This is a genomic window from Marinobacter sp. V34, from assembly GCF_055524115.1.
The window spans coordinates 39,976-59,632 of sequence record NZ_JBUPZY010000002.1 but is presented as its reverse complement, the minus strand read 5'-3'; the positions used below and the strand labels follow the sequence as shown (position 1 = coordinate 59,632).

General features: G+C 58.3%; 18 protein-coding genes. 10 read left to right on the top strand and 8 right to left on the bottom strand.

Annotation, left to right across the window (positions count from 1 at the left end; all coding sequences use genetic code 11):
* Window positions 1-22: 22 nt before the first annotated feature.
* The 3 genes from AC0B60_RS03390 (at window position 23) to AC0B60_RS03380 (ending at window position 3,549) form a co-directional block, all read left to right on the top strand.
* Complete coding sequence (locus AC0B60_RS03390; RefSeq protein WP_465084030.1) at window positions 23-1,036, top strand: aspartate carbamoyltransferase catalytic subunit; 1,014 nt, start codon at window positions 23-25, stop codon at window positions 1,034-1,036.
* On the top strand, window positions 1,033-2,304 hold the full coding sequence (locus AC0B60_RS03385) for a dihydroorotase (protein ID WP_465084028.1): 1,272 nt from the start codon (window positions 1,033-1,035) through the stop codon (window positions 2,302-2,304). Before AC0B60_RS03390 ends, AC0B60_RS03385 begins: the two co-directional genes overlap by 4 nt.
* A 321-nt stretch (window positions 2,305-2,625) precedes the next feature.
* The gene (locus AC0B60_RS03380; protein ID WP_465084678.1) at window positions 2,626-3,549 is read left to right on the top strand and encodes a putative solute-binding protein; all 924 of its coding nucleotides are present in this window, start codon (window positions 2,626-2,628) and stop codon (window positions 3,547-3,549) included.
* A 41-nt stretch (window positions 3,550-3,590) separates the two neighbouring features.
* Here the strand turns inward: AC0B60_RS03380 and AC0B60_RS03375 are convergent, their stop codons facing one another.
* Window positions 3,591-3,863 carry an HU family DNA-binding protein gene (locus AC0B60_RS03375; RefSeq protein ID WP_465084026.1) on the bottom strand — a complete coding sequence of 91 codons (273 nt, stop codon included), beginning with the start codon at window positions 3,861-3,863 and terminating at the stop codon, window positions 3,591-3,593.
* Between the two features lie 290 nt (window positions 3,864-4,153).
* Between AC0B60_RS03375 and AC0B60_RS03370 the strand changes: the two genes are divergently transcribed.
* Entirely contained in the window at window positions 4,154-5,218 is a 1,065-nt protein-coding gene (locus AC0B60_RS03370) for a hypothetical protein (RefSeq protein ID WP_465084024.1), read from the top strand.
* A gap of 25 nt (window positions 5,219-5,243) precedes the next feature.
* A complete protein-coding gene (locus AC0B60_RS03365) occupies window positions 5,244-7,304 on the top strand; it encodes a TRAP transporter large permease subunit (RefSeq protein WP_465084022.1) in 2,061 nt (686 codons plus the stop codon).
* A gap of 10 nt (window positions 7,305-7,314) precedes the next feature.
* Here AC0B60_RS03365 and AC0B60_RS03360 read toward each other — a convergent pair whose 3' ends face one another.
* Window positions 7,315-8,274 (bottom strand): AraC family transcriptional regulator, encoded by a 960-nt coding sequence (locus AC0B60_RS03360; protein WP_465084020.1) that lies wholly within the window; start codon window positions 8,272-8,274, stop codon window positions 7,315-7,317.
* Between the two features lie 310 nt (window positions 8,275-8,584).
* On the opposite strand from AC0B60_RS03360, the gene AC0B60_RS03355 reads away from it, so the two are divergent.
* Genes AC0B60_RS03355 through AC0B60_RS03345 form a run of 3 tightly spaced genes read left to right on the top strand, consistent with a single transcriptional unit; the run spans window position 8,585 to window position 14,467 of the window.
* Entirely contained in the window at window positions 8,585-9,880 is a 1,296-nt protein-coding gene (locus tag AC0B60_RS03355; protein WP_465084018.1) for an efflux RND transporter periplasmic adaptor subunit, read from the top strand.
* The gene (locus tag AC0B60_RS03350; RefSeq protein WP_465084016.1) at window positions 9,877-13,080 is read left to right on the top strand and encodes an efflux RND transporter permease subunit; all 3,204 of its coding nucleotides are present in this window, start codon (window positions 9,877-9,879) and stop codon (window positions 13,078-13,080) included. The genes AC0B60_RS03355 and AC0B60_RS03350 overlap by 4 nt, the downstream gene beginning before the upstream one ends.
* On the top strand, window positions 13,073-14,467 hold the full coding sequence (locus AC0B60_RS03345; RefSeq protein ID WP_465084014.1) for an efflux transporter outer membrane subunit: 1,395 nt from the start codon (window positions 13,073-13,075) through the stop codon (window positions 14,465-14,467). The genes AC0B60_RS03350 and AC0B60_RS03345 overlap by 8 nt, the downstream gene beginning before the upstream one ends.
* Window positions 14,468-14,485: 18 nt before the next feature.
* On the opposite strand, the gene nfsA is transcribed toward AC0B60_RS03345, so the two are convergent.
* Entirely contained in the window at window positions 14,486-15,223 is a 738-nt protein-coding gene (gene nfsA, locus AC0B60_RS03340; protein ID WP_465084012.1) for an oxygen-insensitive NADPH nitroreductase, read from the bottom strand.
* 96 nt (window positions 15,224-15,319) lie between these two features.
* A complete protein-coding gene (locus tag AC0B60_RS03335) occupies window positions 15,320-15,988 on the bottom strand; it encodes a DNA-3-methyladenine glycosylase I (RefSeq protein WP_465084010.1) in 669 nt (222 codons plus the stop codon).
* An 83-nt stretch (window positions 15,989-16,071) separates the two neighbouring features.
* On the opposite strand from AC0B60_RS03335, the gene AC0B60_RS03330 reads away from it, so the two are divergent.
* Window positions 16,072-16,248, top strand: a complete 177-nt coding sequence (locus AC0B60_RS03330; RefSeq protein WP_465084008.1) for a DUF2897 family protein — start codon at window positions 16,072-16,074, stop codon at window positions 16,246-16,248.
* A gap of 28 nt (window positions 16,249-16,276) precedes the next feature.
* Here the strand turns inward: AC0B60_RS03330 and AC0B60_RS03325 are convergent, their stop codons facing one another.
* The 4 genes from AC0B60_RS03325 to AC0B60_RS03310 all read right to left on the bottom strand — a co-directional run bounded on the left by AC0B60_RS03325 (window position 16,277) and on the right by AC0B60_RS03310 (window position 18,142).
* Window positions 16,277-16,921 carry a lipase family protein gene (locus tag AC0B60_RS03325; protein WP_465084006.1) on the bottom strand — a complete coding sequence of 215 codons (645 nt, stop codon included), beginning with the start codon at window positions 16,919-16,921 and terminating at the stop codon, window positions 16,277-16,279.
* A 15-nt stretch (window positions 16,922-16,936) separates the two neighbouring features.
* Entirely contained in the window at window positions 16,937-17,422 is a 486-nt protein-coding gene (locus AC0B60_RS03320; RefSeq protein ID WP_465084005.1) for a hypothetical protein, read from the bottom strand.
* Between the two features lie 100 nt (window positions 17,423-17,522).
* On the bottom strand, window positions 17,523-17,720 hold the full coding sequence (locus tag AC0B60_RS03315) for a hypothetical protein (protein ID WP_465084003.1): 198 nt from the start codon (window positions 17,718-17,720) through the stop codon (window positions 17,523-17,525).
* Between the two features lie 44 nt (window positions 17,721-17,764).
* Window positions 17,765-18,142, bottom strand: coding sequence for a nuclear transport factor 2-like protein (locus tag AC0B60_RS03310; RefSeq protein ID WP_041333026.1), 378 nt, complete (start codon window positions 18,140-18,142; stop codon window positions 17,765-17,767).
* A gap of 557 nt (window positions 18,143-18,699) precedes the next feature.
* On the opposite strand from AC0B60_RS03310, the gene AC0B60_RS03305 reads away from it, so the two are divergent.
* Window positions 18,700-19,518, top strand: coding sequence for a transporter substrate-binding domain-containing protein (locus AC0B60_RS03305; RefSeq protein ID WP_465084001.1), 819 nt, complete (start codon window positions 18,700-18,702; stop codon window positions 19,516-19,518).
* Window positions 19,519-19,657: the final 139 nt, after the last annotated feature.

The window sequence follows — 19,657 nt, the reverse complement described above, 5'->3', positions numbered from 1 at the left end:
GCATAACACCAACAGGCGACCCATGACGGCAACCGATCCCTCACAAACCTCCCTGCAGCTGACCGCAGATGGCCAGTTACGCCATTTCCTGACCCTCGACGGTCTGAACCGCGCTCTGCTGACGGAAATCCTGGACACCGCGGATTCGTTTATTGAAGTGGGGGAGCGCAGCATCAAGAAGGTGCCATTGCTGCGGGGCCGCACCGTGGTCAACCTGTTTTTCGAATCCAGTACCCGCACCCGAAGTACCTTCGAGCTCGCCGCCAAACGGCTGTCGGCGGACGTGCTCAACCTGGACATCAATACGTCCGCCACGTCCAAGGGGGAATCGTTGTCGGACACGCTGCTGAACCTGGAAGCCATGGCCAGCGACATGTTCGTGGTGCGCCATTCCCAAAGCGGTGCGCCCCACTTTATTGCTGAGAGCGTGACGCCTGGGGTCGCTATTATCAATGCTGGTGACGGGCGCCACGCCCATCCAACTCAGGCCATGCTGGATATGCTCACCATTCGCCAGAACAAGGGTGGTTTCGATGGTCTGAAGGTGGCGATTGTCGGTGATGTACTGCACTCCCGGGTGGCCCGCTCCCAGATTCGAGCCCTGAACGAACTGGGCGCTGCGGAAGTACGCGTGATTGCGCCCGCCACACTGCTGCCACGGGATGTTGAGAGTTTGGGGTGCACCGTCGAGTACGATATGACCCGGGGCATGAAAGACCTGGATGTAGTGATCATGCTGCGCCTTCAGAAAGAGCGCATGGAGGGCGCATTGTTGCCCAGCGAACGGGAGTTTTACCGGCTCTATGGGCTCAATCAGGAGAAGTTGGCGCTGGCCCACCCCGAGTGCATCGTCATGCATCCGGGCCCTATTAACCGGGGCGTGGAAATCGAGTCTGCAGTGGCCGATGGGCCGCAATCTGTGATTCTCAATCAGGTCACCAACGGCATCGCCATTCGTATGGCGGTGATGTCCATGGCTATGGGCGGGCAGATGGCCGAGCGCAGTCGCAAACTGGCGGGGAGGGCCCAGGGATGACCAGCCTTAAAATTATCGGTGGCCGCCTGGCCGACACCAACGCCGAAACCGCGGTTCTGGTCCGCGACGGACGTATCGCCGCCCTTGGTGACGCGGCCAGAAACGAGTCCGCCGACCATGATTTTGACGCCACTGGTTGCCTCTTGGCTCCGGGCTTTGTGGATTTGTGCTGCAACCTGCGGGAGCCGGGTAACGGCCAGAAAGGCAACATTGCCTCGGAAAGCCTCGCCGCCGCTCATGGCGGCTTCACTACCCTGTGTGCCTCCCCGGACACCTCGCCGGTCAATGACTCCGGAGCGGTGACCAACCTGATCCTGGACGTGGCCGCGAAGCGCTCTTCTGTGCGGGTATTGCCGGTTGGAGCAATAACCCGTGGCCTTGAAGGCGAACTGCTCAGTGACATGGCGGGCCTGGCCGGTGCTGGCTGTATTGCCCTCGGCAACGGTGCCCGCCCGGTGAAAAACGCCAGGGTGTTGCGCCGTTGTATGGCTTACGCCCGGACGTTTGGCCTGACGGTGATGTTCAGTCCCGAGAACCAGGCGTTGGCGGCGGATGGCTATGCCCACGATGGCCTCGTGGCCTCGCGGCTGGGCTTGCTGGGCATCCCGGAGGTAGCGGAAACCGCCGCGGTCATGGAAATGCTGCTGCTGGCGGAGGAAACCGGGGTTCGACTGCACCTTGGCCAGCTTTCCTGTGCCCGTAGCGTGGAAATGCTGGCCGATGCCCGCAAGCGTGGCATTGCGGTGACCGCCGATGTGGCCATACACCAGTTGATGTTCACCGAGGACGCCCTGTCGGGATTCGATAGCCGCTATCATGTGCGACCGCCACTGCGGTCTGAAAAAGACCGCCAGGCGTTGCTGGGCGGGGTTCGGGACGGCGTGATCGACGCTATCACCAGCCAGCACCAGCCCCACGACTCCGCCGCCAAACAGGCGCCTCTGGCGGCCACGGAACCGGGGCTGTCCACCATCGAAAGTGCGCTGTCCATGGGGTTGCTGCTGGTCGAACGTGGCGAGCTGGACATGGCAAGCCTGATTCGCTCGCTGACCAGCGGTCCGGCTGAGGTGATTGGCCGTTCCGCCGAGCTTCGGCAGGATACGGTTGCAGACCTGTGTGTGTTTGATCCTGACGCCACCTGGGTTCCCGGCGATACCAGACTGAGCTCTGTTGGACGTCATGTGCCTCTGCCAGGAAAGGCCCTTCCAGGCGTGGTTCGCCTGACATTGTGTGAAGGGCGGCAAGCCTGGCCTCAATCTGACCTGTAGCTCCCGTCTTCATATCGCCTCATATCGGCAAAGTGTGGCAGAGGTTGCGAAACCTCTGTCGAGCCCGTCACAGATCCTCACCTTTTTGCTTCAGAGCCCTTGAAGACAGGCACCTGTGCCAACGTATTCTTACCATCGCCGGCATAGTCTCGGCGAAGGAATGTGGTGACCTGTGCACATACGGATGTGCCGTTGCCCAACAATAATAATTCAGGAGTCATCCCCGTGAAATCAGTCAACCTCCCGCGAAAGGCCACTGCGGTGGCAGCCCTGTGTGCCACTCTTGCGTTGTCGCTGTTCGTCCAGGCGGAATCAGACATCATGGAGCGAAGCTTCTGTGTGTTTGATCCTGTCGGTGCTAACGGCCCGCTGTTTGCCATAACCAAAACCTTCCAGCCGGTGGCCCTTAAGGAAGGTATCAGGCTGGATCTGCGAGCCTATACCGACGAGAAAGTCGCGGCCGAGGACTTCAAGGCCGGCCAATGTGACGCCGTGCTGCTGACCGGTACCCGTGCCCGCGAATTCAACAAGTTTACCGGCACCCTGGAAGCCATGGGGGCAGTGCCCGGTGAAGAGGAAATGCGGCTGCTGTACAACACCCTAAGCCAGGAAAAGGCGCGCCCGTTCCTGATTGATGGCGACTACGAAGTGGCTGGCGTATTTCCCGGTGGTGCGGTGTATCTCCACACCCGGAATCGGGCCATTGATTCAGTTGAAAAACTGCAGGGTAAGCGCATTGCCACGCTGGATTTCGATACCGCGTCCGTTCGCATGGTGCGCCACGTAGGAGCGTCCGTGGTGGGGTCCAACTCGGCCAACTTTGCCGGCAAATTCAACAACGGCAGTGTTGATCTGGCCTACGCTCCGGCGGTCGCTTATTCACCCCTGGAACTCTACAAGGGGGTGAATCCGAACGGCGGTGTATTCAAGTACGCCCTGGCCTACATGAACTTCCAGGTGATTATCCACCGCGATCGCTTCCCGGACGACGCCGGCCAGATGGTGCGGGATCAGGCCATCAAGCGCATTGACGAGGCCTATGAAATCATCGCCGAAGCCGAAGCCGGGATTCCCGACGACGTTTGGATGCATCCGCCGCAGGAAGACGTTGCCGAGTACGACAAGATGCTGCGTAAGGTGCGTTTGTCGTTGCTGGAGGATGGTGTCTACGACGAGCGTGCGATTAGCCTGATGAAAGCGATTCGCTGCCGGGTGGACGGTTCGCGTTCTGAGTGCGCTTCCTGAGCCGACAGTGAAAGGGGCCCGGGCGGGCCCCGGTTATCGCCTTAACGGATGGAGTCTTTCAGTGCCTTACCTGCCTTGAAGCCGACAGTTTTGCTGGCGGGTATCTTGATGGTTGCACCCGTTTGAGGATTACGGCCGTCCCGAGCCTCACGGCTGCGGATGTTGAAGGTGCCAAAGCCAATCAGGGTGGTATCTTCGCCACGGGCCGCGGCGGCGGAGATCTGGTCGGTAAAAGCGGTGATGACTTCGCTGGCTTTGTCCCGGGACAGTCCGGTTTTATCCGCAACGGCGGCGGCAAGTTCAGATTTGCGCATCAGGTACTCCTTTTTGTCATTTTTGGTCACTGGCCGGCGGATGCGACACCGTCGGCTGGTCAAAGCTATAGCGGTTTGCGGGCCAATGTGCAAACCGGTAAACAGAATGCATTTGAAACTCCGTTTCCATTTGCGGGATGGGTCTCATAAAAACAGGGAGTTGTCGGCGATAATGCCGATTCGGTTACAAACCGTAACAGATTGTGAGTGCGGCTTCGGTTTGGTGACACTCCGGTTCTGAACAAATGCTCCGAACAACAAAAACGCAGAACAGTAGAAGGTATTACGTTATGACGAGTTTTCAGAAACCTGCCAGTCAGACTCACCGAGGCAATACTCGTTTCCGTGGCGCAATGGTGGCCGTACTTGCCAGTGTGGTTTTAAGTGGTTGTGGTGTCGTTAACAACATGATCTATAAAACCACCGGTGATGTGATGCAGGGCTTTTCCCGCAACCACACCGTGCCCTATCTACTGGAAAGTGACGACCTCGCCATGGGTTGCGCCATGAGTGAGGCCACCGCGCCGCTGCTGATGTCTTTCGGTCGGGTCACCAGTGAGCCTGACCAGTTGGCGGTGATGCTGTATCTGTCGGCTGGTGGGTGCGCAGAGGAGCAGGCACGGGAGCATGAACTGGATAGTCTGGCCGCCTTGCGTGCGATGGATGCGGAAGAAGCTGAAGACGCCATGATCCGTCAGAAGCGCGCACTCTCCCTGGCCGCTAAACGCTATCACCGGGGCTGGAAACACCACAACGCCTTCTATGGCAAACCTGATGCGGGTGAATGTCCTGGTTTTGATGATGATCTGGGAGAGTTCATCTACATGGCAGGCTTGTTGTCTGGCCTGCAGGCCCTGAACGCTGAAATTCAGTCTACCTCGTCCATCGGCGTTCCCAAGAATATTGGCTCCACGGTTGCCCGCGCTACCAGTTGCCTGGAAAACGACAAATGGTGGGGCGCCCCCATGGCACTGCGTGCGACTGTCTGGGCAATGATTCCCGGCGCACTGCCAGAGGGCGAGGACCCTTTTGAGCGGCTGGACATTGCCGATGCGCAGGGCGAGAAAGTCGGTGTAAGAATCAGTCACGTGTTCCACGCCATCGCGGCGCAGAACAAAGGCGACAAGGAGCGGCTTCGCAATGTGATCCGCAGCCATGCGCAAGCCATTGAGGAGACGCCAGCGAACGAGGAGTGGGTTTTCGTCGATGCGATGGCCACCGACATGATTGTGGCGATCTCCGATCGCATGTGGATGGAGAACACCGGGCACCGGACGCCTATGGGGCAACTGGGAACCTTCTGGGATGACGAGAAGGAAGCGGTCGAAACCATGGATCTGGACGATCTGCTGTAAATCAACGTTCCCAGAGTGAGTTGTTATGTCCCAGGGTGGTTTTCGACGTAGTGGCCTGGAGTGGTTGTCTTCTCTGCCGGCCTGTCTGCTTCTGCTGTCGGTGGTGCTGTTTTCCACCAGTAGCGATATCCACAATCAGATGCTGCGCGGCGGCGAGCAATTGTGGAGCGGCTACTACAAGCTGAGGGTCGACCCGGTACAACCCACCTGTGACCCGAACGTGGACATCGACGCCGCCGTTGAGGAAGAGTTGGCGAAAGAGGGCTCCGACAATCCCATGGCGGCCCTGCTGGGAGAGTCGGAAAAAGACCCGGATGAGGTTCGTCTGGCCATTGAACGCTCGGTGACGGACTGCCGCCAGAGCTATCAGAGTTACGAGAACCTCAAGGACAAGCTCACCCCCGGCGTAAAAGCCTACCGGGCAGGGGAGCTGTTTGTGGCTGACCTGATCGCCTTTGGCCTGGAGTCCCAGCGCTACATACTGGTGATCCTGGTCATGCTGTGCGCGGTGACCGCCACCCTGACTCGCCACCATATTGCCATGCGGGCCATGGAAACCCGACTGGACTACACCGTTTCCCATACGCTGCAGACTGTCGCCAATGCCATGCTACTGGGGTCCAGCGTGATCTTCCGCCAATCCAGTTTTGGCGCCGACACCACCATGTCGTCCGATGAGTTGTTGCTCCATAACCTGTGGATTACCGGGTTTGCCGCGCTTACGCTCACCAGCCTATATCGGTTGATCAGGGTGCCGGATGACCTGAAGGAAGGCGGCGATCTGAACAAGGCCTTCCTTGCAGTGCCTCTCTATACCGTCATGTGTCTTATCTCGGGGACTTACTTTGCGTTGATTGGCCACGCCTCCGGTATCGGTATCTATCTGGGCAAGATGATGGAGTTGTCCGACATGTTCCTCAATGTCGGACTGTACGTGTGGGTAGGCATGATGCTGAAGCAGACGCGCCTGGCCACTCTGGTGTTCAACGTCTTCCGGCCCTGGCGTATGCCGCCTGAAATGCTCGCTGTGGTGGCCGTGCTTGTGGCTGCAGTACCCACCGCCTACACCGGCGCATCAGGGATCTTTGTTATTGCGGCCGGTGCGGTTATCTACAGCGAACTACGCGCTGCCGGTGCCCGCCGTCATCTGGCCCTGGCGGCAACCGCCATGTCCGGGTCTATGGGTGTGGTGCTGAGGCCCTGCCTGCTGGTGGTGATTATTGCCTACTTGAACCGGGAAGTTACCACGGACGAGTTGTTCGGCTGGGGCATCTGGGTATTCGTACTAACCGCGACTATGTTCACAGTGGTGGCCCTTACGGTGAACCGTCGGAGCAAGTTCAACCTGGCTCCGGCGTCAACGGCCTTTCCGCCCATGATGTCGGCGTTAAAGCATTTGATTCCCTATGCACTGGTGATTGCAGCGGTGGTGCTGTTGTACCGATTTGCCCTGGATGTGCAGATGGATGAATTCTCTGCCCCCCGGCTGTTACCGGTGATTATGTTGGCCATCCTGTTGTACGAACATGTCAGCCTGAAAAAGCGCAAGGGTCGGGCCAGTGGCGAGATCAATCATCAGGGCCTGGAACGCAGTTTGCGCTCGGCCACCAACGACACCACGGCGGAAATCGGTGCGTTGTTACTGCTGTTGGGCCTGTCGGTGAGTATTGGCGGGGTGATCGAACGCTCCCACATTATGGAAACCTTCCCTCAGGCATTCGACAGTGCCTGGTCTGCCATGCTTCTGATGGTTCTGATCCTGGTGGTGTTGGGCATGATCATGGACGCCTTCGGCGCCGTTATCCTGGTGACCGCCACCGTGGCCACCATCGCCTACAGTAGCGGCATACATCCGATTCACTTCTGGATGGTAACCCTGGTCGCCTTCGAGCTGGGTTATCTAAGCCCGCCGGTGGCGCTGAACCACCTGCTGACGCGGCAGGTGGTCGGGGAAGCGGAAGTGCTGGCAGCACAGCAGGAAGAGGGCACCTTCTACCAGCGCCACGAGCGCATCATAATGCCGCTGATTGCCATGGGCATTTCACTGGTGCTGGTGGCGTTCGTGCCGTTGCTGTTCTACGCCTGAGTTTGAACGGTCAAACTGGCTCTGCAGCCCTGTGCTCGCCACGCAGAAGCGTAACGTCGGCCCTGGGCGGCGCACCAAACAGGCGGCTGTATTCGCGGCTGAAATGGGAAGGGCTTTCGTAACCTACCCGATAGCTGGCGGTAGCGGCCTCTAGCCCCTCTGTCAGCATCAGGCGCCGGGCCTCATGCAGACGCAGTTTCTTCTGGAACTGCAGTGGCGACATCCGGGTCACCTGCTTGAAGCTGTGGTACAGGGTAGACTCGCTCATGTTGGCGGCTTCCGCCAACTCACTGATGCGTAGTGGTTCGGCGTAGTGGTCCTTCAACGTCGAGATAACCGTGGAAATACGGTGTGCCTGGGAATCAGCGGCGGCAAACTTGCGCATCCGTGACCCCATCTCGCCAATCAGTGCGCGATAGATGATTTCCCGCCGAGCCAGGGGCGCCAGAATAGGAATATCACCGGGCAAATCCAGCAGGCTGAGCAGCCGGTAGAGCGCGCTCTGCATCCGTTCATCCATCGACGACATACACAGGCCGCATTGCACCTCCGGGCAGGATTCGGTCGGGTGCAGCGGGGGTGCCTTGTCACCCAGTTCGAGCACCAGCTCCGCCACTTCCTGAGGGTCTACCTTGAGCTTTACCGCCAGATAGGGGTGTTCCTCCGAGGCATCAACAATTCGCCCCAGTACAGGCAGGTGGACTGAACTGGCCAGATAGGACAGGGGCTGGTAGGTGATCTCGCGGTCACCCAATTGGATGGTCTTGGTGCCCTGAATCACGAAACACAGTGAAGGTTCATAGACACTGGAACCACAGCTGGACGGTTCGTTGCAGCGTATCAATTCCAGGCCATCAATGGCGGAACCCTGAATGCCCTGGTGTGTTGTCCATTGACTGGCGACACGGGCGAGTTGTTGCTGCAGGTTGAGCGTGAGATTTCCGGAAATCTCAGGAACGTTGGCAGTCATCGGTGGGTCTCCCTTTGGCGGCAGTATAATCCTTCATAACCTGAACTGTACGGGTTCTCATGCACTTTTTGCAGGATCAGGCAATGACCACGCAGAAATTGGCAACCCGGCCTCTCCGGCATAAACCATGCCGGCAGAATCGGGCAAGCTTCCCGCAGTAACCCGATACCGCTTTATGCCTTCCACTGGATATTGTTGTGCTCCCGTTGGGTAAACATTACCCGATCCGATTAACCGGCGCTATGTCACCCATAGCCAGCATCTCGATTCAAGGTTATTGACCTCAAGTTAACTTGAGGAAATAAGCTTCGTGTCGAATTCGTTGTACCCCAAGCGACTTAACAAGCGATCCAACCGATTACTTGGCAAAAACGGGAACGCCCACAAGGTGAACCCGATAGCGGAGCGAGAAACCATGGAAAGTCTGACTGCAAAACCGTTCAGAGGGTCTGGCCGTTTACTGGGCCTGGCTGTAGCGATCACTGTTTTATTGACCGGCTGCGAGGCGCAAAGCGATGAAGCTGCAAGCATGCCGCCTCCGCCGGAGGTGGATGTGGCGGAAGTGGTCGTGGAACCGGTCACTCTCTGGGAATCATTCACTGGCCGTGTGGCATCCCCGGAAACGGTGGACCTGCGGCCCCGTGTCAGTGGCTACATCGACAAGGTGGCCTTTGAGGAAGGCGAACTGGTGCAGGCCGGCGAGCTGTTGTTCCAGATAGATCCACGTCCCTACGAAGCCCAAAAGCAGGCGGCCAGTGCCGAATTGGCGCTGGCGAACAGCCAGCTCGATCTGGCCAGAAGTGAAGCCGGCCGAGCCAAGACGCTGCTGGAAAGCCGGGCAATATCCCGTGAGGAATACGATCAGCGCAATACCGCGTTGATGAGCGCCCGGGCCCGTGTGCAGGCGGCCCAAGCCGCCCTGGATACCGCCGAGTTGAACCTGCGGTACACCCGTGTAACCGCACCCGTCAGTGGCCGTACCGGCCGGGCTCTGGTGACCCAGGGCAACCTGGCGAACGCCGACCAGAGCCTGCTCACCACGGTGGTCTCGGTGGACCCGGTGCACGTGTATTTCGAGGCGGATGAACAATCCGCGTTCAGTAGCCAGCAACTGCTTGCCAATGGCCAGCCCAGGGATGTGCGCATTTCACTGGGTGGTGAGGATGGCCGTCAGTACCAGGGCGAGCTGGACTTCGTCGACAACCACCTGAATCCGGGCACCGGTACCCTACAGTACCGTGCCGTGCTCAATAACCCGGACGGCCTGATCAAACCCGGCCAGTTTGCCCGTGTCGAAATGCCCGTGGCCGAGCTGGAGCGAGCACTGCTGGTCAGCCGAAAAGCGGTAATGACCGACCAGGACCGCCGCTTCGTCTACGTGGTGGACGAGCAGAATCGGGTCGCGCCCTGGCAGGTCACTACTGGCCGTCAGGTGGATGATCTTCAGGTGATCCGTGAAGGACTCAAACATGGCGATATTGTGATCATTAATGGTGTGCAGAAGGTGTTTGGCGCCGGTATGCAAGTCAAGCCGCAGCTGGTTGCCATGAAAGAATCCGCCCGGGGAGAAGGCGCCGTTGCCGTCGCCCAGGAGCTGGCGCGATGAATATCTCCCGATTCTTTGTCGACCGGCCGATATTTGCGGCGGTACTGTCCATCATCATCTTTGCCATTGGGTTGATTTCCATTCCCAACCTGCCGGTCAGTGAGTACCCGGAAGTGGTGCCTCCGTCGGTGGTCGTGCGCACCGTTTACCCCGGTGCCAACCCCAAGGAAATTGCCGAAACCGTGGCCACACCGCTGGAAGAGGCCATCAGTGGTGTTGAAGACATGATGTACTTCAAGTCCGTGGCGGGCTCGGACGGCGTTCTTCAGATGACCGTCACCTTCCGCCCAGGCACCGATGCCGAGGAGGCCACCGTTCGGGTGCAAAACCGTGTCAGCCAGGCCCAGGCCCGGCTGCCGGAGGAGGTTCGGCGCCAGGGAGTGACCACCCAGAAGCAGTCGCCCACGTTCCTGATGGTGGTGCACCTGACATCACCGAACGGCACCTACGATACGCTCTACCTGCGTAATTACGCGCGGTTGCATGTGCGCGACCGACTGGCCCGGATCCAGGGCGTCGGCGACGCGCAGATATTCGGTGGCGGTGATTATGCCATGCGCGCCTGGCTGGACCCGGATCGTATTGCGGCTCGCGGCCTGACCGCCAGTGATGTGGTTCGTGCCATGCGCGAGCAGAACGTGCAGGTCTCCGCCGGCCAGATTGGCGCGGAGCCGGTACCGGACAGCGACTTCCTGACACTGATCAACGCCCGCGGACGGCTGGAGACGGTGGAAGAGTTCGGTGACATTGTGCTCAAGCGTGGCGACAACGGCGAGATTCTGCGCCTGGAAGACGTAGCCCGGTTGGAAATGGGGGCCGGTGACTACACCCTGCGCTCGCAGCTGGATGGTAAGGATGCGGTAGCCCTGGGTGTCTTCCAGGCGCCGGGCGCCAACGCCCTGGAGATTCGCGAGGAAGTGATCGCAACCATGGATGAACTGGCTTCCCGCTTCCCGCAAGGGGTTGAATATGAAGCGGTTTACGACACCACGATCTTCGTCAGCGATTCCATTAAGGCGGTAATTGCCACCCTGCTGGAAGCGGTGTTGCTGGTAGTACTGGTAGTCACTCTGTTCCTGCAGACCTGGCGAGCGTCGATTATCCCGCTGCTGGCCGTGCCGGTGTCGGTCATTGGCACCTTCGGCGCGCTATACCTGTTGGGCTACTCCATCAATACCCTGACCCTATTTGGGCTGGTGCTCGCCATTGGCATCGTGGTGGACGACGCCATCGTGGTGGTGGAGAACGTCGAGCGTAACATCGAGGAAGGCCTGAAACCGCTGGCGGCAGCCCATCAGGCCATGAAAGAAGTGTCCGGCCCCATCATCGCAATCGGTCTGGTGCTGTGCGCCGTGTTTATTCCCATGGCGTTCCTCTCCGGGGTCACTGGCCAGTTCTACCGGCAGTTCGCGGTGACGATCGCCATTTCCACGGTGATTTCCACCATCAACTCGCTGACACTCTCCCCGGCTCTGGCGGCGATGTTGCTAAAGCCCCACAGCGCGCCCAAAGATCGATTGCAGAGAGTGATCGACGCGTTGTTTGGTTGGCTGTTCCGGCCCTTTAACCGCTTCTTCAACGCCAGCGCCGAGAAGTATCAGGGTGGCGTGTCCAGCTCCCTGCGCCGGCGCGGTGCGGTGTTTGTGGTCTATGCGCTGTTGCTGACAGGTACCGGGCTGATGTTCAAGGCGGTGCCGCCGGGCTTCATCCCCATCCAGGACAAGCTCTACCTGATGGCGGGCGTGAAACTGCCGGAAGGCGCCTCTCTGGAGCGTACCGATCAATTGCTCCAGAAAGTCACCGACATCGCCATGGAAACCGAAGGTGTGGCCAACGCCGTGGCATTTCCCGGCCTGAACGCGCTGCAGTTCACCAACACCTCCAACACCGGTGTGGTGTTCTTTCCCCTGAAACCGTTTGACGAGCGCAGCCTCAGTGCCGGGGAGATCAACGCCCAGATCAACCCGAGAATCAGCGGGCTGAAAGAAGGCTTTGCCTTCTCCTTCATGCCACCGCCGATCCTGGGTTTGGGCAATGGTTCCGGCTATCAGCTATTCATCGAGGACCGCGGAAATCTTGGCTACGGGGCCCTGCAGAACGCGGTGAACCAGTTCCAGGGTGCTATCAGCCAGACACCGGGCATGGGGTATCCCATCACCAGTTACCAGGCCAATGTGCCGCAACTGGATGCCGAAGTGGACCGGCTCAAGGCCAAGGCTCAGGGTGTGCCCCTGACGGAACTGTTCGACACCCTGCAGACCTATTTGGGTTCAACCTACGTCAATGACTTCAACCGGTTTGGCCGCACCTGGCAGGTCATCGCCCAGGCAGACGCCCCCTACCGCGACAGCGTAGAGGACATTGCCCGCCTGCGTACCCGCAACGACCAGGGCGAGATGGTACCGATCGGTTCCATGGTGAACATCCGCCAGAGCTTTGGGCCGGACCCGGTATTGCGGTACAACGGCTATCCCGCAGCGGATATTGCCGGGGAGGCGGACCCAAGGGTGCTGTCATCGGCCCAGGCCATGGATACGCTGACAGCACTGGCGGACAAAGTGCTGCCTGCCGGGATGGCGTTTGAGTGGACCGACCTGAGCTACCAGCAGGCCACCCAAGGCAACGCCGCGCTGGTGGTGTTCCCGCTGGCCATTCTACTGGTGTTCCTGGTGTTGGCGGCGCTGTACGAGAGCTGGACGTTGCCGCTGGCCGTCATCCTCATTGTGCCGATGTGTATGCTCTCGGCGCTCATTGGTGTGTGGTTCAGCGACGGGGACAACAACATCTTCGTTCAGGTGGGTCTGGTGGTACTGATTGGCCTGGCCTGTAAGAACGCTATCCTGATAGTGGAGTTCGCCCGCGAGTTGGAGCTACAGGGGCGGAGCATTGTGGAGGCGGCGCTGGAAGCCTGCCGGTTGCGGCTGCGGCCCATCATTATGACTTCCATCACCTTCACGGCAGCGGTTGTTCCCCTGGTGCTGGCCACCGGCGCGGGCGCCGAGGTACGTGAGGCCCTGGGCACGGCCGTGTTTGCCGGCATGATCGGGGTCACCCTGTTTGGCCTGTTCCTGACGCCGGTGTTCTACGTGGCGCTGCGCAAGCTCTCCGGAAGCCATCCGTTAAAGAGCCATCACACATCCACACTGTCTTCCGATGACGGCGATAGCGAAGACGCGTTGCCAGGAGGTAGCCATGCTTAAAGTCATCACCATGACGGGGGCTCTGGCCCTGTTAACAGGCTGCGCCGTGGGCCCGGATTACCAGGCCCCGACGACACCGGAACCGAAAGCGTTTTCGGAAGGGCGAACCATGGTTGCCGGTGGAACCGACCAGCAGCGTTTCTGGCAGGGATTTGATGATCCTCTGCTGGCACGTTTGATTGATGATGCCTTGGCAGCCAATCTCACCCTGGAAGGCGCCGCGGCTCGCTATGAGCGCGCGGCCGCCCTACTGTATGGCGTCGAGCGGGATCAATGGCCCAGCGTCACGGCCAGCGCCTCCGCCGCCGAACAGTATCTGGCGGATATTGAACAGTCGCCCCCAGGTGCCGGGCCGGAGCGAGTGCAGCGTTACCAGGCTGGCGTAGCCGCCAGTTGGGAGCTGGATCTGCTTGGGCGCCTTCGTCGTGCTACCGAGGCCCAAAGGGCTGAACTGGCGGCGGCCGGTGCGGATCTCGGTGCCGTGCAGGTGGCTATCGCGGGGCAGTTGGCCAGCAGCTATTTTGAGCTGCGAGGCCTTCAGGAACAGTATCAGGTCGCCCTGCAGAGTGTGGCATTGCAGCAGCAGTCACTGGATATCGTAGAAGCCCGAGTAGACGCCGGGCGTGGCACCGAGTTTGATCAGGTGCGTGCCCGTGCCCAACTGGAACGGACCCGGGCCGAGTTGCCCACCCTGCAGGCCGGGATACGTGGGGCCATGCACCGCATCGCTGTGCTGACTGGTCAGCCGCCGATGGCGCTTGTCGAAACCCTGTCGCCTCGTGGGGCACTGCCGGAAACACTACCGACGATTCCCGTGGATAGCCCTGGGGAGGTGCTGCGCCGCCGCCCGGACATCGCCGCCGCTGAGCGACGGCTGGCGGCCTCCACCGCCCGCATCGGGGTGGCCACCGCTGACCTGTTCCCTCGCTTTACCCTGAGCGGGCTAATCGGTTCCGTGGCCGGCGACACCAGCGATCTGTTCACTGGTCCAGCGGAAACCCGCCGTGTTGCCCTCGGTATCGACTGGACCTTCCTTGACCACGACAGGGTCAAAGCCCGGATCGAGGCGGCAGGTGCCGATAGCCGCGCGGCCTTGGCCAGCTATCAGCAAACGGTGCTGGAGGCCCTGGAAGAGGCAGAAACGCGACTGGTGCGTTACCAGCGAGCGCAACAGCGGGAAGAGCGGCTGGAACAGGCGATGAACAATGCCGAGCAAGCCGTGGAACTGGCCCGGGCTCGCTATGAAGAAGGGTTTATCGGCTATTTCGAGGTGCTGACGGCGGAACAGGAGTTCACCGCCACCCGGGATGCGGCCGTGCGTAGCCGTACAGCGGTCACCCTCGCGATGGTGGATGTATACCGTTCGCTGGTAGGTGCGCCGGGGTAAGTATCCCGGCGATCATCATTACTTCATCTCGAAGCCCTTGCCACGCAGGAAATCCCTCATGTGGGGGCGCAACTTGGATGTAAACAGTGGTTTCAGCTGGTGCGACCAGTTGGTGTCCTTGGTGCCCCCGGTGCGGGCCTGGTAATAGGTGTTCATGGTGGTGTCGAACTCTGCCACCAGCTCCGCATCGCGTTCGCTCTGGTAGTAATCCTCTTTGAGGATGGACGCCAGTGGCAGTCGCGGTTTCACCTCCGGAGCCTGGTCCGGATACCCTAGGCACATGCCGAATACCGGATACACATGCTCCGGCAGGCGCAGCAATTCGCTCACCTCGGCCGGGTTGTTGCGAATGCCGCCAATGTAACACAGGCCCAAACCTTCCGATTCTGCTGCCGTCGCAACATTCTGGGCCACCAGGGCGGTATCGATACTGGCCACCAGCAACTGCTCGGTCATCCCGCGGACTACCTCGGCACCGGCCCGTTCCGCGGCATCCGTGGCCCGTTTCATGTCCGCGCAGAACACCAGGAAATCCGAACTTTCCGCCACATAGCGTTGGCCGCCACTCAACTCGGCCAGGGCCTCTCGGTTCTTTGGATCGACCACATGGATAATGGAGTAGGCCTGAACATGGCTGGACGTAGCGGCACTCTGGCCGGCCCGGATCAGTTCCTCGAAGAGCTCGCGGGGAATCCTGCGGTTCTGGAACTTGCGGATCGAACGGTGTGATTTAAGAAGTTCAATGGTGGGATTCATAGCGCCCTTCAGCATGACAACGGAAAGCGCTTATCCTGCCATTGGCGGGCAATGATAGCAAAAGGCTCCCTGGCTAAAGAGGTAGGGCCTAAGCGGTCAGTTTCCCACCGAGTAGGATAGAATTCGTGACAAGTGGCTGTAGGGCAGGCCGGTTTCCTGGTGCCAGTCGTTGAAGGCCTGCTGTGCCTGCACCAAGGCCTTCTTGCTACCGGGGCTGGCATCCAGCCGTTCTTCCCGGTGCAGCCCGGCGGCGACGTCCGACGACAGGATAAAACCATCCCATCCTATTCGGCGCAGAAAGTACTGGGCGGTGTTGCCGCCGAGGCGGGCACCGTGATGTTTGAACCACATCAGTAGTCCGACCTGATCGTGTGAAGGCCAATGGCTCAGGAAGGCCCCGAAGCCCCCATGCTCACGGGCGCCATCCACAATCATCCGGGCGTTGTCCGGCACCGTGCGGATTTTCTGCATGTTTCGCACAATGCGCTCATCCTGTGCCAGTTCTTCCAGCACTTCCGGTGGCACCTGCTGCCAGTACAGCGGTACGAACCCCTTGAAGGCATCTTCAAATCCCGGCCACTTGTTCTCAATCACCCGCCACACGAAACCTGCCTTGAATACGCAGCGGGTGACTTCCGACAGGTAGCGGTCATCACCGATGGCTTCGAGTTCAGCGGGCTCCGCGATTCGGGGCAGCATGGCGCGTAGCGCGACTTCGCCTCCCTTGCGGGCTGCCGCCTGGTTATAAATTCTGGAGAAGGACATGGAGTAATTTCCGGAATCCGGTTGTCGGGTTGACGGCGTGTGGTCCACTATAAGGTAAACGGGTTCATTGAAGGAGCCAAGCCATGCCTCTTATCGGATGGGTTATTGTCCTAGTTGCTTTCGCCCTGATAGTCGGCAGTCTAATGGTGCTGCGCGACAACGCCAACAGTATGAAGATTTCTGACGAAAAGATGAAAAAGATCCAGGAGCGCAAGGCCGAAGTTGAGGCCGAGGAAAGCGCGGAAGATCGGGAGCAGTGATAATCCCGTTCATATCTTTTTGGGACTTTTAGCGATGGATGGCAAAGGCAAGTTCATTTTCCAGCCGGTCCAGCAACTGCGCCCTGACGGTAGGGTGGACTCGTGACTCCGGGTAACAGATAACCAATCGAACGTGTGATATGTTTTCGTCCTTCGGGAAGACAATATTCTCAACGTCTTGGCCTGAGTGGCTGGCTTCCACCAGATTGCGCTCAGGCTTTTGATCGGACCCAAGCCGGTCGCCCTCGGAGAAAAAATTCAGGCACCTGGAAACGTTGGCCGGTACCTTGCGAGGATTGAACCCCCATTGGGCCGGCAGCGTTCGGCCCAAGCCACCCGCCGCGATGGTCACAACCAGGTCGACCATGATGTCACGCCGGGCAAGTTCACCCGCCACCTTGATCGCCTCGAACCCGCCCTGACTATAGCCGACGATGGCTATCTTGCGGTTAGCGTCAGCCGCTTCGATTAAATCGTCCGCAATTGCTTTCGTGGGATGCAAATGGCTGTACATCGTTGTGTCGCGGTAACCGGACTCCCTCATCATGCGAAGCAGGTGTTTCCGCATTAGGTCATGGCCCAAAAGGCCGTGAATCGCCGCCACCTTTGGCCCATCAAAACCCGATTCGACCGCTGGGTAGTCTGGTGCCTGGGGGAAAGGAGTGCGTATCATCGATTGCTTTTCTCTCTATTGGGAGGCGCTTTGATCCACCAGCCGAAGCGCAACACCGATATGTTTCGCCCCGGCTTCAGTGTGGAGGCTGGATCCGAGAAAACTTACCCATTGGCCTGCTTCCAGTACCAGTGTCCCCTGGCCTGAGAGGCCGCCATTACGGGTTGTGTATTCACTGGCATAGGTGAGCTGGAATGAACCAGAGGGCTTTTCCACAGGGCTGATCTCATATCCCATGGAGAGCGCCCGCGAAGCAACAAAGTTGGTGTGTTCGGTTGTGACTGCTCCCACCCGTAGAACCCTCGACTCTTCCAGAAACTCCGGCAATACATCGCCTGGGGCGCCACCAGGTTTGGTGGCGGGGCACTCACAGTAGCGGATTTCCAGAAGCAAAGGCTTGCTGTCGAGGTAGTCTGCCGATGTGGGCTGGCCGGCTAGAGTCAGGGCAGGGAAGGCGGAAAGCGCTAGCAAGCTGATATTGTGAAATGTCTTCCTTGGCATTTTTGGCTCCTAAAGACGGTTTACACCACTGGCTCAGACCAAGCGGCATACTCATTGCCATTGGAGTCCGAGAAATGAAAACAGCGACCGCCCGAGGACGTTACTTTTCCTGGGTGGCTTTCCGTTCCCTCTCGTACTCATCGTACGATTTGTTGGAGCGCGACATACACTCCTCGTATTGAGCCGGCGGAACCGTATTGCATTCCTGACGGTTGTTGTGCTGAATGTTGTCGTAAACGGCCTTGTTGCTGCATCCAGCGATTGAAACAACGAAACACGCCATCAGAACTTTGTGCATGGGTTTACCATCCCTAGAAGGTAGCTCCGGTGCAGTTACCATTTTCAGTTGGCCGAAGGCAGGTTGCCTCCCAGCATGTTTTCAACCACCGCTGCATTATAGAAGGCTTCGACCGTCTGGATCTTATCGTTCCGCACGCGGAACCAAACGGCCAGCCGCACATCACCAATCGGTTCAAAGTGGGTCTGGTAATCCAGAATCGCAAATACGTGCTCCCCGTCAGCACTGAGCTGGCGGAGGACAAGGTCTTTCTGTATGGCAGCCATGCCGAATTGATAGGACAACATGTCATCCGGACTGAGGAAGTGCATGTTCGGCCCCACATACTCAAAGCCATCGGCAACCAGCCACGCTTTTGCTTCATCAAAGCGATGAGCACGGGTGTCGGCGATGAACTGCTCTACGACGTCTTTTGGCTGCATGTACAGACTCCATTCCAAAACAGGACGATTTGAATGCCTGAATCTGCGTAGATTGCATTGTTCTGTCACACAGATCAAAGCATAACGATCATTGTTATCGCCGTGGAGTACTCAGCCTTATTGGATCCCGGGCATTCCGGTGTATCCGGGCAGCGACTTGATGCGTTCGATCCATGCCTGAATGGCCGGGTAGGGTTTGAGGGCCACTCCCCCTTCCCGGCCCTTAGCGATGCAGAGGAACAGGACACAACGATGTTTAGTTGGTTAACCCGTCTCAGAATAACCTCGCCCTATTTTGTGGATTGAATTCAAAAAAGTTTTTAATTCAAAGAATTGGAGCAGTATTTCAAGGCTGGAATGGGGCTTTTTGGCTAAATTATCATAAATTTCATCTATAATTCACTGTATGACAAAAAAATATAGGTCAACTATCCTGCCCAATCGTGAATTTCAATAACTTTCACTAAAAAATTTAGGCTACCCTTGTATACGTATTTTTACGGATACGCTCCTATATCGTAACTTTTGATCCAAAAGAAGAATCAGAGAGACAAACTATGATAAAGAATCTAGCAGCAGTCTTACTCGCTTGTGTTGCATTCGTGCCGGTGAGTGCAACCGCCGATCAGCTCGATGAAGTTATCAAACGTGGCACACTGAATTGCGGTGTGGTTCTGGATTTCCCTCCGATGGGCTATTTTGACAAAAACAACGAGCCTGCCGGTTTTGACGTCGATTACTGTAACGACCTGGCCGAAGTGCTTGGCGTAGACGCCAATATTCTCAACCTTACCTGGGGTGATCGAATCCCATCCCTGATTTCCGGCAAGACCGACGTCGTTATCGGCTCGACTTCTGACACTCTGGAACGCGCCAAGTCCGTTGGCTTCACCTACCCGTACTTTGTATTCAAGTTCCAGGTTATCGCCCCGAAGGATAAGAGCATCGAATCGTTTGATGACCTGAAAGATATGAAAGTGGGCGCCGCCCTGGGTACCACTTACGAAACAGAATACCTTGCCTATGCTGAAAAACAGGGTTGGGGTAAAGACAACTACACGTCTTTCAAGTCTGAAAACGACGCATATCTCGGCCTTTACCAGGGTAAGGTGGATGCCATTATTTCTACCAACACCAACATCGCGACCAAGCTCCAGAGCGAGGAATTCGCTGACTTTGAAGCAGGCCCGTTCGTTCCTAATTACGACGACGTCGTAGGCATCATTGCCAAAAGAAGCGAAGTTGCCTGGATCAACTACCTAAACCTGTTCCTGGTGCACCAGATTCGCGATGGCAACATGAATGAAGCGTATAACAAGTACTTCGGATCTGATGCACCTGCCGATCTGATCCAGTCCCTGAGAGACAACAAGTAGCCTCTGGTTCGGTGGCCGCCAGAAGGCGGCCGCTCTATTGTTGTCTATTTTAAGCTTCAAGCCAGTCGCAAATTCCTTTGCGTTCCGGCTTCGAACCCTGGCCAGTGCTTTGTAGCGCATTGGTCAGGCGTCCCTCCAA

Excerpts from the sequence above, each read along its gene's own strand:
- AC0B60_RS03390 (WP_465084030.1), top strand. The coding sequence starts at position 23 with ATGACGGCAACCGATCCCTCACAAACCTCCCTGCAGCTGACCGCAGAT.
- AC0B60_RS03385 (WP_465084028.1), top strand. The coding sequence starts at position 1,033 with ATGACCAGCCTTAAAATTATCGGTGGCCGCCTGGCCGACACCAACGCC.
- AC0B60_RS03380 (WP_465084678.1), top strand. The coding sequence starts at position 2,626 with ATGGAGCGAAGCTTCTGTGTGTTTGATCCTGTCGGTGCTAACGGCCCG.
- AC0B60_RS03375 (WP_465084026.1), bottom strand. The coding sequence starts at position 3,863 with ATGCGCAAATCTGAACTTGCCGCCGCCGTTGCGGATAAAACCGGACTG.
- AC0B60_RS03370 (WP_465084024.1), top strand. The coding sequence starts at position 4,154 with ATGACGAGTTTTCAGAAACCTGCCAGTCAGACTCACCGAGGCAATACT.
- AC0B60_RS03365 (WP_465084022.1), top strand. The coding sequence starts at position 5,244 with ATGTCCCAGGGTGGTTTTCGACGTAGTGGCCTGGAGTGGTTGTCTTCT.
- AC0B60_RS03360 (WP_465084020.1), bottom strand. The coding sequence starts at position 8,274 with ATGACTGCCAACGTTCCTGAGATTTCCGGAAATCTCACGCTCAACCTG.
- AC0B60_RS03350 (WP_465084016.1), top strand. The coding sequence starts at position 9,877 with ATGAATATCTCCCGATTCTTTGTCGACCGGCCGATATTTGCGGCGGTA.
- AC0B60_RS03345 (WP_465084014.1), top strand. The coding sequence starts at position 13,073 with ATGCTTAAAGTCATCACCATGACGGGGGCTCTGGCCCTGTTAACAGGC.
- nfsA (WP_465084012.1), bottom strand. The coding sequence starts at position 15,223 with ATGAATCCCACCATTGAACTTCTTAAATCACACCGTTCGATCCGCAAG.
- AC0B60_RS03335 (WP_465084010.1), bottom strand. The coding sequence starts at position 15,988 with ATGTCCTTCTCCAGAATTTATAACCAGGCGGCAGCCCGCAAGGGAGGC.
- AC0B60_RS03330 (WP_465084008.1), top strand. The coding sequence starts at position 16,072 with ATGCCTCTTATCGGATGGGTTATTGTCCTAGTTGCTTTCGCCCTGATA.
- AC0B60_RS03325 (WP_465084006.1), bottom strand. The coding sequence starts at position 16,921 with ATGATACGCACTCCTTTCCCCCAGGCACCAGACTACCCAGCGGTCGAA.
- AC0B60_RS03320 (WP_465084005.1), bottom strand. The coding sequence starts at position 17,422 with ATGCCAAGGAAGACATTTCACAATATCAGCTTGCTAGCGCTTTCCGCC.
- AC0B60_RS03315 (WP_465084003.1), bottom strand. The coding sequence starts at position 17,720 with ATGCACAAAGTTCTGATGGCGTGTTTCGTTGTTTCAATCGCTGGATGC.
- AC0B60_RS03310 (WP_041333026.1), bottom strand. The coding sequence starts at position 18,142 with ATGCAGCCAAAAGACGTCGTAGAGCAGTTCATCGCCGACACCCGTGCT.
- AC0B60_RS03305 (WP_465084001.1), top strand. The coding sequence starts at position 18,700 with ATGATAAAGAATCTAGCAGCAGTCTTACTCGCTTGTGTTGCATTCGTG.